Below are 15,086 nucleotides of genomic sequence, written 5' to 3' on the forward strand. Positions count from 1 at the left end.
AACCTTTTTACGAAAATTTGGTCTTAAATGTCTAACCCGGAAACAAAAGATTAGGTAATTCAATTAAATCAAGATGAAAAAGGTTCTATTCCTGACCTTATTATTGTCGGTGACGACAAACATTTTCGCTCAGAATAAGGTTACAATTACAGGTAAAGTGTTCGACGACAAAACCAAAGAAGCTATAATGCAGGCTAGTGTCAGGATGCTTACGCAAAAAGACAGCACTTATGTGGCAGGCAATGTGACAAACATTGACGGGAAATTTTCCGTTCCGGTGAATCCGGGTAAATATATCCTGCACATTTCTTATCTCGGCTATTCGGATTCATACACCAATGTGGATGCCGGAAGTTCCAAAAATCTGGGAAACCTCTTCATTAAAGAGAACTCAATTTTGCTCGATGAAACCGTAATTGTGGGGAAGGCTGTGGAAATAATGGTGAAGGAAGACACCGTGGAATACAACGCCGACTCGTACAAAGTACAGCAAAGCGCAGTGGTTGAAGACTTATTGAAAAAAATGCCGGGTGCCGAAGTTGATTCGGACGGAAAAATTACCATAAACGGCAAGGAGGTGAAAAAGATTCTTGTGGACGGAAAAGAATTTTTCAGCGACGACCCCAAAGTGGCATCCAAAAACCTGCCGGCTTCAATGGTTAACAAATTGCAGGTTTACGACAAAAAATCGGACATGTCGCAAATGACAGGTTTTGACGATGGAGAAGAAGAAACCGTTATCAACCTGACCGTAAAAAAAGGCATGAAGCAGGGAGTTTTCGGGAACGCCTTGGCAGGATATGGCAGCGACGACCGATACGAAGCCAATGCCATGGTGAATTATATTCGCGACAATTCACAATTCACCCTTATGGGTGGCACAAACAATACCAATAATGCTGGTTTCACCGATTTTGCATCTTCAATGTTTGGAGGAAACCGCCCTCCCAGAGGCATGAATTTTGGAGGGAATAATGGTATTACCACAGCCACAAACGGAGGCTTCAACTTTGCCACCGAAACATCCGATAAATTCAAATGGGGAGGAAACATCCGATACGGAAGCACAGACAACGATGTGGTACGGGATACTTATACAGAGTATTTTCACTCCAACCCCGACAGTGTGCAGTTTGAAACAAAAAACAGCAGGGGAAATAATACAGGAAACAATTTGGGGCTCAATTTGCGTTTGGAATGGCGTCCCGACTCGGCCACTACCATTATTTTCAAACCCAATTTCCAATATAACAAGAACGAAAACGATCAAACATCCAATTCGTACCGGACATGGGCCAATGTAAATGACTCCATCAACCGCAGTTCGACCGATTATTTTTCGAAAGGAACAGGTACGAACATAAACGGAGAGCTGGATATCAGCCGTAAACTTGGTAAAAAAGGTAGAACCATAAGTTTCAACTTCATGGGAAGAATAGAAAATCAGGATAGCGACGGAACCAACTTGTCCGAAACTTACTTCTATAAAGATGGTAGCACGCAAAAGCAAGACCAGATATTCAATCAAGATAACAAGAGTACAAACTGGCGGGCATACGTGTCGTATGTGGAACCTATCGGCAAAAACAATTTTCTTCAACTGAGTTATAGTTATAGAAGAAGTAACTCCACGCAAGACAAAAAGACATACAAAAAAGATTATGGTTTTGAAGATTATGACCTGATTGACACGGCATCAACCCGTTATTTGAAAAATGAGTTCGTTAATCAGCAAATAAGCCTGAATTTCAGGGGCGTTCGTGAAAAATATAACTATATGGTAGGTTTCTCCGTGCAACCATCTTTATCGGAAAGCTGGGAAACCCAACTGAGAACACCGTCAGATACAATTATTTACACGAAAAACGATGTTGTAAACTTTGCACCGATGGCACAGTTCAACTATATGTGGAGCAAACAACGAAATTTGCGCATCAATTATAACGGATCTGTGAATCAACCATCTACACAGCAGCTATCTGCGGCGAGAAACGAATCCGACCCGCTGAATATCGTTTATGGTAACCCCGATCTGAAACCATCATTCACAAACAGGTTGCGAATCCGTTACCGTGATTTCAATTCGGAAAAAGCCAGCACATTCATGTTGATGGGAAATCTGGATTTTACGACTAACGATATTGTAAACAACATCACGAGTGACGACAACGGAAAACAGGAGACGACATACAAAAACACAAATGGAAACTGGAAAGCAACAGGACGAGTAATGTATAACACGCCTTTCAGATCGTCAAGAAATGACAAATGGGGTACATTCTGGAACAGATTCTCAATAAATACGGGAACGAATATATCATATTCCGAAAATAAGAGTTTCTTAAATGGAGATGAAAGTAAAACCACGAACCTGAATATCTCCGAAAGATTGGGTGCAAACTATCGCTCGGATGCTTTCGACTTCGAGTTGCGAGGAAACTTCAGTTACTCAAATTCCAAGAACAACCTGAACGATAACAACAACCGTGATTTCTTCAATTATGGAGGAAGTGCCGAAACCTCAATATATCTGCCTTGGGATTTTACTGTCGAGTCGGATGTGACCTATTCAAGAAACTCAGGATACAGTAATGGTTACGAAGAAAGCCAATGGCTGTGGAATGCGTCTCTATCGAAGCAATTGTTTAAGCAGAAAAACGGAACCATACGTATCAAGATATACGACATTCTTAAACAAAGGAGCAATATCTCGCAAAGCAGTAGCGACCAGTATCTGCAACAGAGCATAACGAATGCGATTGGCAGCTACTTTATGGTTCACTTTGTCTACAAATTCCAGATATTTAAAGGGATGAAAGCCTCTGACATTCCGCAACGTGGACCAAGAGGTGGCTACGGCGGCGGACCCGGAGGTCACGGCGGCGGGTTTATGTAAATAATGCCAATCAGTAGTTGAGATACACCTCTCCCCTAACCCACTCCAAAAGAGAGGATATTAAATCCCCTTGTTCTCTGGGGTTTGTAACCCCGGAGTTATTATTTTCCGGATTTTAAATCCGGATAGTAACCAAGCATGGGATTGCAAATCCCATGCGACGACAAGCTCCTCCTCCTTTAGGGGGAGGATGGGAGGGGGTGCGTTTGTAGGGACAGGCCTCTGGTCTGCCCGAAAGGCTTTGTCATGCTGAGCAATGCGAAGCATCTAAAAAAACAGTCAACAGTTATCAGTCAACAACCTTGTATTCGTGAGGATGACAAAATCGTACCCTATAAAGATTGTGTGACTATATCGTAAAGCGCTGTTTTATTTCTTTTACTGCTCCGGCTATAAGTCTCAATCATAATTTGGTCATCCTCGCTAAAGTCGGCATCGACAATAACATCATCCGAATCGACAAGAGTAGACTCTTTAGTCTCCAGATTAGTGATGTTTATCAAGTGATGATATATCTCCAGATGGTATTTTTTCCTACTCTTATTGCCCAAAAACAATTCGGTACTGCTTTCGACAGAGGGGAGGAAAATCCTGCTCAAGTCATTTACATCAATCAGAACGGAAGCTCCTTCCAATGGAATGTATATGTAACCGGCATCACCAATAACAAACTGAAAATGATCGAGGCTGAAATTCAGTCTGTTTTTAGTTCCAAAATATTGAGTCGTCACATCTTCTTTGTCGATTATTAATCTGAATCTCCAAATATCCTGTGCATTTTCATTTTGTTCGAAATCGACAATGACAAGAGAAAATGTATGACAACCGGAAGCATAGGTAATAGTTTTCCCTTTAAGACTTTCTAAGTGCATTTTGGTTGTAAATAAATCTGTATACTGTGCATGAATGATAGTTCGTACAAATATAGACAGAAAATGAATAGTTTTTTTATGGATTATGTCATTTTGAAAGATATGTTTAGTGTTAAATGTGTGTTTAATACACAGTAATGCTTTGAGTTAGGCAGAGTTATGCAAATAAAAAAAGTTAATTAACAATACTGTTAATTAACTTTTTGAAAGATTTATTACTATTTTACTTACGATTATTTCTTAGCCATTCGTTTACGGTCGTTTTCATCGAGATATATTTTCCGAAGCCTTATCGCGCTTGGTGTAACCTCTACGTATTCATCTTCCTTGATATATTCCAGAGCCTCTTCGAGACTGAAAATGATTGCCGGAGCCAGTTTTGCCTTATCATCGGTTCCCGAAGCACGAACGTTGGTCAATTTTTTCGATTTTGTCAGGTTCACAACCAAGTCTCCTTCTTTTGTGTGCTCGCCTACAATTTGCCCCATGTATATATCTGTTTGAGGCTCGATGAAGAAACGTCCCCTATCTTGCAATTTGTCCAGGGCATAGGCAAATGCGTTGCCCGATTCGCTGGCAATGATAGAACCGTTCTGACGCTTGTCTATATCGCCTTTCCACGGCTGAAACTCAAGGAAACGGTGAGCAATGACAGCTTCGCCTGCCGACAGGGTAAGTGCCATATTGTTCAGACCGATGATTCCCCTTGATGGAATGGTGAATTCGAGGAAAACCCGGTCGTTTTTCGTATCCATCATGGTCAACTCGCCACGGCGGCGTGTAACCAAGTCGATAATTTTACTCGAATATTCTTCCGGAAGATTGATGGTCAGATGTTCAACCGGTTCGTATTTCATACCATCAACCTCTTTTATGATTACTTTTGGCTGACCTACCTGAAGTTCGTAACCTTCGCGGCGCATGGTTTCGATAAGTACGGATAAGTGAAGCACTCCACGTCCGAAAACAATCCACGAATCGGCATTGTCTGTCTGCTCCACTCTCAGGGCAAGGTTTTTGTCCAATTCACGGACAAGGCGGTCGTGAATATGTCGTGATGTCACATATTTACCGTCTTTTCCGAAGAAAGGAGAGTCGTTTATCGTGAACATCATAGACATGGTTGGCTCGTCTATATCAATTGGGTCGAGCGGTTCGGGGTTGTTGAAATCGGCGATAGAGTCGCCTATCTCGAAACCGTCTATGCCTATCAAGGCACATATATCGCCGCATTGAACGGATTGCACTTTTGCACGTCCCAACCCTTCAAATACATTCAATTCTTTTATCTTTGATTTTACAATTGATCCGTCACGTTTGCATAAAGATACATCCATGCCTTCTCTCAATTCGCCTCTGTGAACACGCCCTACTGCGATACGCCCTACGTACTTAGAATAATCGAGCGATGTTATAAGCATTTGAGGTGTGCCCTCCAGTATTTTTGGCGCAGGAATGTATTTTACGATGGCATCGAGCAGTGCAGCAAAATCCTGAGTAGGTTTTTTCCAATCGTCCGACATCCAACCTTGTTTGGCAGATCCGTAGATGGTTGGGAAATCGAGTTGCTCTTCGGTTGCTTCGAGACTGAACATCAGGTCGAATACCATTTCCTGTACTTCTTCGGGACGACAATTGGGTTTGTCTACCTTATTGATAACCACGATAGGTTTCAAGCCTATTTCAATAGCTTTTTGAAGCACAAAACGAGTTTGAGGCATTGGCCCTTCGAAGGCATCTACAAGAAGCAAACAGCCATCGGCCATGTTCAGCACCCGCTCTACTTCACCCCCAAAGTCGGCGTGACCGGGAGTGTCAATTATATTGATTTTTGTACCCTTATAATTAATGGAAACATTTTTTGAGAGGATCGTTATTCCTCTTTCCCGTTCCAGGTCGTTGTTGTCCAAAATTAATTCTCCTGTAGCCTGATTGTCTCTGAACAATTGTCCTGCCAGAAGAAGTTTGTCTACCGTTGTAGTCTTCCCGTGATCCACGTGTGCGATAATCGCAATATTCCTAATATCTTGCATAAATTAAATTTGAGGGTGCAAAGGTACGATAATAAATGGAAAACAAAGAATGAAACATAGTTGATAGGAACTTTTTTGCATGAAATCAATCCTATTTATTATCTTAGCCAAACAAAAATTAAAAAAACAAACCTAAATCTATGCAATACTTCAAGCAAAACATTTTGACCTGCATTTTTGCAGTTATTTTTTCCATGCAATTCTGCTTTTCACAGGGCGGTAAATCTCCGGCCATCACAATAAGCTCAGACAGAGACAGGGATGGGAATATAACATTTGTTTCTAACAATGATGATTATTGCGACTATTACGTCATCCTCGATTTCCCCGAATTGAGAGGTTACACGGCACGAGGTGCATATCCATGCAAAAAGAATGTGAGAACGGGCAGAGAAAATTTGTTAACATTGAAGAAGATTTCTGATACCTCATCGCCCGGATACAGGTGGTCTTACACTTTTTATAGAGGAAGCATTAATGCTAAGCCAAACTTAGACTATATTTATGCTATGCCTGTTAAATCCGGAGATAGCACTCGTGTCAATTTTGGCAGGAGCGGAGAATTTAAATTGTATTTCAACTATCGTCATGCGGGTGATACGGTATACGCCTGCCGTGCCGGCAAAGTATGTAACAATGATTTAAGGGATGGTTCTTCGAAGACTTACACTTCGAGAGAAAAAATAGTTATTTATCATAAGGATAAAACATTCTCCGAATATGACCGGTACACGACGCCTCTTGTTCATGCAGGCGATAATGTGAAAGTTGGCCAACCCATAGCAATTGTTCAGCCCGATGAAAACGGGAAGAAGTTTGTATCGTTTGCTGTATATTATCTGGATAAAGATAAAATGTTGGCTGATGGAAGAAAACATACTTCGCTAATCCCTATTTTTCATACTGTAAATAACGGTGATTGCAAGCTGGACGAGAAGATAACTTATGTTGCCGAATTAACGGGCGAACTTGTGACACAGGATATGAATAAGAAGGAAAAAGAAAAATATGAGAAAAAACTTTTAAAGCAGAACAAATGAAAAGGCTATTGCTCGTTACTCTTTTGTTCTGTTTAAATTGCTTGTTTGTTTGGGGACAATACAATATCAAGTACGAAGACGAGGTGTTGTCGTCGAAGGAAAGAGCCAACCTAGAGAAAGTGATAGATTTTCAATTGAAATTTTATAATAATGCTCGTCTCGACAGTTTAATAAAGGCTTCCGACGTAAAGCTTTATATTTACACCGATTATTCAGCTTTTTTGCTTCATCAGAAAGAACAGATGAAAACAACCTTACACCGTTCAATGGGATTTTATTCATCAAAAAACAAGGAAGCTGTTGTGTGTAAGGACAAAAATGAGACACGATTCATGAAAACATGTTATCATGAGCTAAGTCATTTTTTCACGAATACATATTTCTCCAAAATCCCTATCTGGCTGAATGAGGGTTTGTCCGAATATTTTTCGGAAATGAAAGTCACCGCAAAAGAAGTTAAACATATAAAAAAGGATAGAAACATAGCGCGCGTTAAAACGATGATTAAAAATCGAGATATTGATCTCAAAAACTTTATAAATTGGGACAGGCAAAGGTTTTATAAAATGTCTTTTGCTCATGACGGATATGGCTATGCCTTAGGATATTCTATTGTCTTGTTTTTGATGGAACAGCATAAAGATATGGTTCCGGACTATATGGGAAAGATGGCAAGCGAAAAGGATAGTGCGATTACATTTGATCAGCTATACGGGGGAGGATTCGGTCAATTTGAAAAAGACTTCTTAAGTTACATTTCAAAGCAATAAAAAGATGTTATTTCTGAGTGAAACGAAGGATCTGTACTTTCTAAAAACAGATCCTTCACTTTGTTCAGAAACAACGTTCGCCGAAGCGAAGGCGAGGCAATGACAAAAAGACATTGAAATTTACTTTTGGGACACCTTCCTACAATCAAACCACCCTGTCCCTAAAGGCGGAGGAGCTTATTCCCTCTCTTTTGGAGAGGGTTAGGGAGAGGTGCATCCAATCTGCTTGGCATTATTATAAATTTTTCTCTTAAAACTTATCACTCATAACCTCTTTACTTCGAAACCCTCTTTATGATGGCATAAGAACTGACTACCCCCAATTCGCCCGCTTTCCGCAAGTCGGATACACCTTTGTCTTTTTCTCCGATGTAAAGCTGGCAAATACCTCTGTTGAAGTATGCCTGAGGAAACTCATTTTCGAGCCTGATGGCCTCGTTAAAGTCGAGTATAGCACCCCTGTAATCCCTTTGCTCTGCTTTCAGGCAAGCCCTGTTGTAGTAGGCATAAGTAAATTTAGGGTCTAACTGCAATATCTTATCATAACATTTTATGGCTTGGTTGAACTCCGGCTTATCCGTATTTACTCCGGCAATCGGCAATCCGGCTGAAGTTGACGGAGGGGTTTTGTCGCCCAAAGCATTTGTATTGGTCTGCGACAGGGCATCTATCCTGTTTTTCTCTTTCAATTCCATTTGCTTTGTGTACAAAACTCCGAGATTGAACTGCGCGAGAATGAAGTCGGGTTTTATCGTTGTTGCTTTAGTGAGATCTTGAATGGCATTGTCGAAGTCCTGAATCAACATGTAATCGACAGAACGGGCGAAATACAACTCTGCGTTTTCTTTATCCGAATCAATCAGCATCGACAAGTTGTCGATGGATGCAAAGTGCGACGCCACCTGATCTTCGGTCAGAGGCATTTCGGCGTTCGTTATTTTTAATTTTTGAGGCAGTATACCTTTGTTGTTAAGGTTCAGTATCTCTTGGTCGTAGTGAACAAAATTCTTCACATCGTCCAACTTCTGATAGTATGTAGCCACAAAAATCGGAGCCAAATCAAGACTAACCTGCTGATTTTGCACACGTCCCCTCGAACTGCTTGTGTATTTGCTGTTTTCCTGTTCTTCTTTGTCTGCCGTTACAAGCGAGTTAAAGTTTTCGATGCTTCTATCCGATTTTTCGCGTGTTTTGGTGCTCTCTTTCTTGGCAGGCTCCTTGCCCGACAATACGGCTCTTCTTATGCGTTCTTCCTCTGCCTGAGCATACCTCAGGTCTTCTTCCGCACCTTTCGTGTCTTTTAGCTTTCTTTTCATGTCGGCACGTGTATAGAACCCTTCATAGTAGTCGGGATATTCGTCCAGCACCTTGTTGAGGTCTGCTATTGCTCCCGTATAGTTTCCCACCTGATATTTGAGCATAGCCCTGTTCAGATAGGCCATGTTGTTGTCGGGTTCGGCGGCAAGCACCACATCGAAGTCTGTGATGGCATTGTTTATGTCGCCAACTTGCGCACGCAGCAAAGCCCTGTTGAATCGCCCGATGATATTGTTCGGTTCCAGGTCAACCACTTTGTTGTAATCGTCCATAGCGCTGCGGTAATTGTCTTGCGCATAATATACCAATCCACGGTTGATGTAATTACCTACAATCAGCGGGTCGAGGCGTATAGCCTCATTGAGATTGGTAAGAGCGTCGTCGTATTTCTTTTGTTGATAGTTGAGAAGTCCCAGCATAGAATAGGTTTGCGTGTTGTATGGGTCTAGCTCCAAGGCTTTGTTGTAGTTGGTTTTTGCCTGAATGGTGTCGCCTTTTTCCAAAAACATCGAGCCTCTGGTCAAAAATCCCTGCACATAAGTGGGATTAAGGTCTAATAGCTTGTCCAGAGTCTTTTCGGCGTCGTTAAAGTCTTTTTTCTTGATGTAGGCGATACTCATATTTATCAGCACCATCTTTTCGTCGGGTATCATGTCGAGACTTTTGTCATAGTCGACAATAGCTCCGTCGTAATCTCCCGTATTCAGCCTCGAGTCACCTCTCAGATAATATGACCGGGAAATAAACGGGTTTCGCTTGATGCAGGCATCGAAGTCTTCTTCCGCCCCTTTAAAATCTTCAAGGAAATATTTGGATAACCCTCTGTAAAAATATGGTTCGGCCAGGTATGGCTTTGCTTTCACTACCTGATTGAAATATTGTATGGCCAATACATAATCTTCATAGTAAAGCGCATTACGCCCTATGACCATTACTTTGTCCGTATCAATAACCTGAGCCGAAACAGGCAGGAGGCTGAAGAAAATGAAAACAGAAAGGAGTATATTTCTCATCATCTTGTTATTTATAAGAATCAACAGATTGGCTTTATTTGCATAATATGACAAATATATTAAATCTGCCAATACAGAAAAAAAGAGGAGGCCGATAAGCCTCCCTTTTTATATATTTTTTCGTTTTTCACCTATTTGTCAAAATAGTCATCGTGGTAGTACGAATTGCGTTTCAGGTAGTATGTCTTATCGCCATAATAGCGTGATGTTCCATAATATCCTTCCCTTCCTTTGACATCGTTAAACACAAGTCCCACATTGTAAATACCGTCATTCTTGATCTGAGTGATAACACTCTTGAAGAATGATTTGTTTGTTTTTGCTCTACGCACAACAAACATGGTAGTATCTACCAATTTGGCCAATATGTACGCATCAGATACCAGCCCCACAGGACTACAGTCGACGATAACGTAATCGTATTTGGTATGCAGATAGTGTATCAGGTCTTTAGTTTTCTTTGTCTTGATCAACTCGCTGGGGTTGGGAGGCAACGTTCCGGCAGGGATAATGTCAAAACCAAAATCGGGATGAGTTATCAATATTTCGTCTAAAGACACTTGTCCGATCAGGAAGTTTGAAACCCCTTTCTTGTTTTGCACATCAAGCAGTTTTGCTACAGACGGCCTTCTCAAGTCGAAATCGACCAAAACCACACGCTTGCCGGTCAGCTGGTAGATAGAGGCAATGTTGGCTGCAACAAATGTTTTACCGTCGGCAGGTTCGGCCGATGTAACCAGGACAATGATTCCCGATTCACGTTGTGCCATATACTCGATACGGATACGCATATTACGAAACGATTCGGCAAAGCTCGATTTTGGAAAATTCTTAACAATGGCTCTGCCCTTGCTGAACTTTTTCGATACGTTTTCAACCGCACCAATAACCGGAAAGCCCGATATGCGTTCGCATTCTTCTTTGGTTGCTATTGTGAAGTTGAATAGTTCTTCCTTGCAAATGACAAATATTAATGGGATGGCCAATCCTATAATAAAATAGAGCATGTATGTTTGCTTTATGTCTCCTCCGTTGATCGGGCCACTAACCAGGCGTGGTGCTTCCAGAACATAATTGTCGGGGATGTTAGAGTGCTTTTGCAAGTTTGCTTCCCTAAGCCTGCTGTCGATGTAGGTAGAGTATTGCTCGTTCAACTTATAATTCTTTTCATATCTGGCGTATGCTCTTTCCTGAGTGGGTAGTGTGTTTATTTGAGCATCCAGTTGAATTTCACTTTTGCCAAGGTTCTCTTGTTCAGCCAATAATTTTGTCTGGCTGTTCTTCAACTCATTCAATATTTTTAGCTTGGCATTGTCCAATTTTTTATTTTGTTCCTGATATTGAGGATGAGCTGAACCCATTTTCTGAACCGACATCAACAATTCGTTATATGCCTTGACGTTTGCATCCAATGATGGGTTATTGATGCCTAAAGTGTTGGTGATATCGTCCAACTCGGTATTGTTACCTATGGCAAGGCTAATTATATTTGTTATCTGAAGCAACGTTATTTCGGCTGCTTTAGCTTCCTTCTTTTTGGCTACAACCTCATCCAGTTTGAGCCTTAAGTCTTGATCTTCTATTCTGTAAATACCTGTCTCATCCTGAAAATCTTTAAACGCATTTTCCGAAACGATAAGCGAATCCTGAAACATCAGTTTTTGTCTCTCCAAAAAGGCAATAGTTCTGTCTGTCGCTTCATTTTTCAGATAGAGGTTGTGTGCCTGATATTCATCAATCAGAGCAGTAAGGAAGTCTTTATCCTCTGTGGGGTTTGTTCCTGTTTTGTATATAGACAGTGCCGAAGATCCTTCTTGCTCTATGGCCGAACGGATACTGTTTGAATAGCGTGCAACCAAATCATTTACCGTAAGAAACTTAAAATTGAAAGGTTTGAAATTTGCCCTGAACCGGTCTGTTTTGGTCACTTTGATATAGAAGTCGTTTAAAGAAATAAATTCTCCGTAGGAGGCTTCTATCGAAAACTCAGGTTTGTCATCCCGAGCTTCGTAAAAGATGCGACATTTATTGGCATCAATGGGTTCGATAGTATATATGTTTTGATACGATTTTTGCCCTATCGATTGCCATTCTATTATGACAGGAGTCTTTCCATACATGTTATCTGTATTGAACTGACCTACTCTGAAATAGTAGACACGCATTTGTGGCAACCGCTCGATGGTTTTGACAATCATATCGTGCGATTGCAATATCATTTGCTGATTGACCGTATTGCGCACCAGATTTCCCAGAGGAGCTCCTTGCCCCATTGCCAGTCCTCCACGATTTTCGAGGATCATCAGCGCGCGGGTCTGATATACGGGGGTCCATGTTTTGTTCTTAATAAATGCATAGCCCATACATACAATCAGGGATATAGCAAACAAATACCAATATTTTAGTATACGGTAAAACCACAAAACGAAATCGAAAGACATCCTGTTTCTCGTTTGCGGATCATCGAAAAATGGGTCCACTCCGCCGAGAGGCGATGATGTTGAAATGTTTTTTATATCTTTTTCCATTAATGTATAACTCCGGTCTAAATTTGTTAGTTTTTATTTATATCTGGCATATAGTCCTATAACAAACAATAATGTAGTAGTAATGGTTGTTACAACCTGTGTTGCAGATCTTATCTGGAAGAAAGATCTTTTTCCACTAGTAGAAAAGTATATTACATCATTGGGTTGTATATAGTAGAATTCCGATTCAATTATTGCTGTCGACCTTAAATCGAAAATTTTTTCAATGCTGCGTCCGTCTTCTTGTAGTCTGACAATTTTTACCTTGCTGAAGTCCATTACTTCATCAACCCTTCCCATCATTGCCAATGCCTGAAAAATAGTCAGATTGTCTTTATATACCTGCACTGTGGCATTATTAGTATTTGATACAACATAAAATACTTTATTCATCAGTCTGACAACAACCTGTGCATCGGGATACGATTGCACCATTTCTCTTTGTATGGCAACCTCGGCCTCAGCTATGGTCAGGCCTTTCACTTCTATCTCGCCAAAATAAGGTATAGAAATGTTTCCATTTTCATAGATTGTGTATCCTGTATTGGCTGTGCCTCCTACTCCTTCAGACTCGGTAGAAGATACTACACCATTAAATTCGGCTGCAAAGTCTTTATTGCGGGTAAGTATTGTACACGATATCTGGTCGTATACTTGCAACCTGTAATCTTCGAGTTTTTGCATTGCACTATACGAACCTTTTTCCTGCATCAGGTTTATTTCTTTCGAAGTGGTACAGGAATATATTGAAATGCCTGCCAGTAATAAAAATAGTCCTTTAAATATAATGTTATTCTTCATCACAATCTATTATTTGAAAGAATCAAAAATAAAAAATAGTCCTGTCACAGTAGAAATGGTAGCAAAAATGTCCCAGAAGTTTGAGATCCGTCCAAAGAATGTAGAACCTACCCTTGGCATGTATATAACATCATTGGGTTGAATATAGTAATATTCAGAGTCGATGATATCCTTCGACCTGATGTCGAAAGATTTATATACAGAGTTGCCTCCGGCAGTTTGTCTGATGATGTATACCTTTTTCCTGTTTCCAATATCCGAGCCGGAACCGATTTTTGCCAATGCCTGAAAAATGTTTAACCGTTGTTTGTCCATTGATACCCGGCTATAACCCAGTTCGCCCAATACTGAAAAATATCTGTTGTTGAGAACAACATCTACTGTAACATTTGACGAAAAATTCTTGAAACGGGAGGCTATCAAAGCCTTTGCTTCCAAAATTGTTTTGTCTTCGACCAACAGTTTTCCGATGTATGGAATTTTTATTGTTCCATCCGATGCCACATTCAATATTTTCAGATCGTTGGATACATCTGCATTTCCAACTCCTAGATTTGTTACCTGTGGCACTGTTTCTATATACATAGAAAACAGCGATTTCATATTTTCATCCAGTGTATAGACCATTAACCTGAGTTGGTCTCCGGGGATGATTCTGTAGTCTTTCGGTGTATCCTCTATCGGATAGTTTTTTCGTATATCCTGCAATAAATTATAATCTTTCGATGTGATACACGAGGAAAGCAAACATAATATAATTGACAAGGGGATTAAAAAAAATTTCTTCATGAGCCAATAAATAATTATTTCTGAATAGCTTTTACTCTATAATGGCAATTTGTCCTACCTTTGATAAGGTTGTTGAGTTTCGATTTTATTAATTGTTTCCGTATGCCGGATATTTTATCAATGAACAATGCTCCTTCCAGATGGTCGTATTCGTGTTGAATGCAACGGGCGAAGAAATCTTCGTAAGTCTCATTATGTTCAACAAAGTTCTCATCAAAATAGTTTATTCTTATTTTTTCTTCCCTCTGAACGGTTTCGTTTATGCCGGGTATGCTCAGGCATCCTTCCTGAAGGGCAACAATTTCGCCCGAACGTTCTGTTATTCGTGGGTTTATGAATACTTTTTTGAAGTCTTTGTATTGAGGATTGTCTTCGGCAAGAGGTTCCAGGTCTATGACAAATATGCGTACGTCAAGCCCGATTTGTGGCGCAGCTAAGCCAACGCCGTCGGCGTTATACATTGTCTCGAACATGTTGTTTATCAGTTCTTGGATGTTTGGGTAATCTTGTGTTATGTCTTCTGCCACTTTCCTTAACACTGGTTGCCCATATAAATATATAGGTAATATCATGTCTGTTTATGATTGTTGTATTGTCTGCTTTCCATATAGCTTTGTAATAATATGACGGCACTTATTTCGTCTACCAGGGCTTTGTTCGACCTGGCTTTCTTCTTTAGCCCGCCTTCGAGCATGGCTTTGTGAGCCATCACCGAGGTATATCTTTCATCATAGAATATAATATCCATATCTGAATAGAGTTTCGCCAGTTTATTTGCAAAAACCTTCACATTTTTCATGTTTTCGGAAGGTTGATTGTTTGTTTGCTTAGGCAATCCGATTATTACAGAGTCAACAGGCTCTTTTTCAAAATAATTTTTCAAAAAATCAAAAAGCGTATGTGTCGGTACTGTCGTCAACCCTGTTGCTATAATCTGCAATGTGTCTGTGACAGCCAAACCTGTACGTTTTGTGCCATAATCAATAGCAATTAATCGTCCCACAAGCTACAAAGATAAAAAAAAACA

General features: G+C 40.4%; 11 protein-coding genes. 3 read left to right on the forward strand and 8 right to left on the reverse strand.

The window, feature by feature from the left end; genetic code table 11:
- The first annotated feature begins 73 nt into the window (after nt 1-73).
- Complete coding sequence (locus D0T56_RS02335) at nt 74-2,896, forward strand: outer membrane beta-barrel protein (RefSeq protein ID WP_163318523.1); 2,823 nt, start codon at nt 74-76, stop codon at nt 2,894-2,896.
- A gap of 332 nt (nt 2,897-3,228) precedes the next feature.
- Here D0T56_RS02335 and D0T56_RS02340 read toward each other — a convergent pair whose 3' ends face one another.
- Nucleotides 3,229-3,768, reverse strand: coding sequence for a hypothetical protein (locus tag D0T56_RS02340; RefSeq protein WP_163318524.1), 540 nt, complete (start codon nt 3,766-3,768; stop codon nt 3,229-3,231).
- Nucleotides 3,769-4,001: 233 nt separating this feature from the next.
- Nucleotides 4,002-5,801 (reverse strand): translational GTPase TypA, encoded by a 1,800-nt coding sequence (gene typA, locus D0T56_RS02345; RefSeq protein ID WP_163318525.1) that lies wholly within the window; start codon nt 5,799-5,801, stop codon nt 4,002-4,004.
- Nucleotides 5,802-5,941: 140 nt separating this feature from the next.
- On the opposite strand from typA, the gene D0T56_RS02350 reads away from it, so the two are divergent.
- Both D0T56_RS02350 and D0T56_RS02355 read left to right on the forward strand, forming a co-directional pair.
- Nucleotides 5,942-6,841: a peptidoglycan DD-metalloendopeptidase family protein gene (locus D0T56_RS02350; RefSeq protein WP_163318526.1), complete on the forward strand. Its 900-nt coding sequence runs from the start codon at nt 5,942-5,944 to the stop codon at nt 6,839-6,841.
- The gene (locus D0T56_RS02355; RefSeq protein WP_163318527.1) at nt 6,838-7,611 is read left to right on the forward strand and encodes a DUF1570 domain-containing protein; all 774 of its coding nucleotides are present in this window, start codon (nt 6,838-6,840) and stop codon (nt 7,609-7,611) included. Before D0T56_RS02350 ends, D0T56_RS02355 begins: the two co-directional genes overlap by 4 nt.
- A gap of 275 nt (nt 7,612-7,886) precedes the next feature.
- Here the strand turns inward: D0T56_RS02355 and D0T56_RS02360 are convergent, their stop codons facing one another.
- The 6 genes from D0T56_RS02360 to ruvX all read right to left on the reverse strand — a co-directional run bounded on the left by D0T56_RS02360 (nt 7,887) and on the right by ruvX (nt 15,062).
- On the reverse strand, nt 7,887-9,944 hold the full coding sequence (locus D0T56_RS02360; protein WP_255490989.1) for a tetratricopeptide repeat protein: 2,058 nt from the start codon (nt 9,942-9,944) through the stop codon (nt 7,887-7,889).
- A 128-nt stretch (nt 9,945-10,072) separates the two neighbouring features.
- Nucleotides 10,073-12,469: an exopolysaccharide transport family protein gene (locus D0T56_RS02365; RefSeq protein ID WP_163318528.1), complete on the reverse strand. Its 2,397-nt coding sequence runs from the start codon at nt 12,467-12,469 to the stop codon at nt 10,073-10,075.
- 33 nt (nt 12,470-12,502) lie between these two features.
- Nucleotides 12,503-13,270, reverse strand: a complete 768-nt coding sequence (locus D0T56_RS02370) for a polysaccharide biosynthesis/export family protein (protein WP_163318529.1) — start codon at nt 13,268-13,270, stop codon at nt 12,503-12,505.
- A gap of 9 nt (nt 13,271-13,279) precedes the next feature.
- Nucleotides 13,280-14,059, reverse strand: coding sequence for a polysaccharide biosynthesis/export family protein (locus D0T56_RS02375; protein WP_163318530.1), 780 nt, complete (start codon nt 14,057-14,059; stop codon nt 13,280-13,282).
- A gap of 14 nt (nt 14,060-14,073) precedes the next feature.
- A complete protein-coding gene (gene def / locus D0T56_RS02380; RefSeq protein WP_163318531.1) occupies nt 14,074-14,631 on the reverse strand; it encodes a peptide deformylase in 558 nt (185 codons plus the stop codon).
- Nucleotides 14,628-15,062 carry a Holliday junction resolvase RuvX gene (ruvX, locus tag D0T56_RS02385; protein ID WP_163318532.1) on the reverse strand — a complete coding sequence of 145 codons (435 nt, stop codon included), beginning with the start codon at nt 15,060-15,062 and terminating at the stop codon, nt 14,628-14,630. Before ruvX ends, def begins: the two co-directional genes overlap by 4 nt.
- Nucleotides 15,063-15,086 lie beyond the last annotated feature (24 nt).

It is taken from the genome of Dysgonomonas sp. 520 (genome assembly GCF_010501095.1).
Lineage (GTDB): Bacteria > Bacteroidota > Bacteroidia > Bacteroidales > Dysgonomonadaceae > QVMP01.

Excerpts from the sequence above, each read along its gene's own strand:
- D0T56_RS02335 (WP_163318523.1), top strand. The coding sequence starts at position 74 with ATGAAAAAGGTTCTATTCCTGACCTTATTATTGTCGGTGACGACAAAC.
- D0T56_RS02340 (WP_163318524.1), bottom strand. The coding sequence starts at position 3,768 with ATGCACTTAGAAAGTCTTAAAGGGAAAACTATTACCTATGCTTCCGGT.
- typA (WP_163318525.1), bottom strand. The coding sequence starts at position 5,801 with ATGCAAGATATTAGGAATATTGCGATTATCGCACACGTGGATCACGGG.
- D0T56_RS02350 (WP_163318526.1), top strand. The coding sequence starts at position 5,942 with ATGCAATACTTCAAGCAAAACATTTTGACCTGCATTTTTGCAGTTATT.
- D0T56_RS02355 (WP_163318527.1), top strand. The coding sequence starts at position 6,838 with ATGAAAAGGCTATTGCTCGTTACTCTTTTGTTCTGTTTAAATTGCTTG.
- D0T56_RS02360 (WP_255490989.1), bottom strand. The coding sequence starts at position 9,944 with ATGATGAGAAATATACTCCTTTCTGTTTTCATTTTCTTCAGCCTCCTG.
- D0T56_RS02365 (WP_163318528.1), bottom strand. The coding sequence starts at position 12,469 with ATGGAAAAAGATATAAAAAACATTTCAACATCATCGCCTCTCGGCGGA.
- D0T56_RS02370 (WP_163318529.1), bottom strand. The coding sequence starts at position 13,270 with ATGAAGAATAACATTATATTTAAAGGACTATTTTTATTACTGGCAGGC.
- D0T56_RS02375 (WP_163318530.1), bottom strand. The coding sequence starts at position 14,059 with ATGAAGAAATTTTTTTTAATCCCCTTGTCAATTATATTATGTTTGCTT.
- def (WP_163318531.1), bottom strand. The coding sequence starts at position 14,631 with ATGATATTACCTATATATTTATATGGGCAACCAGTGTTAAGGAAAGTG.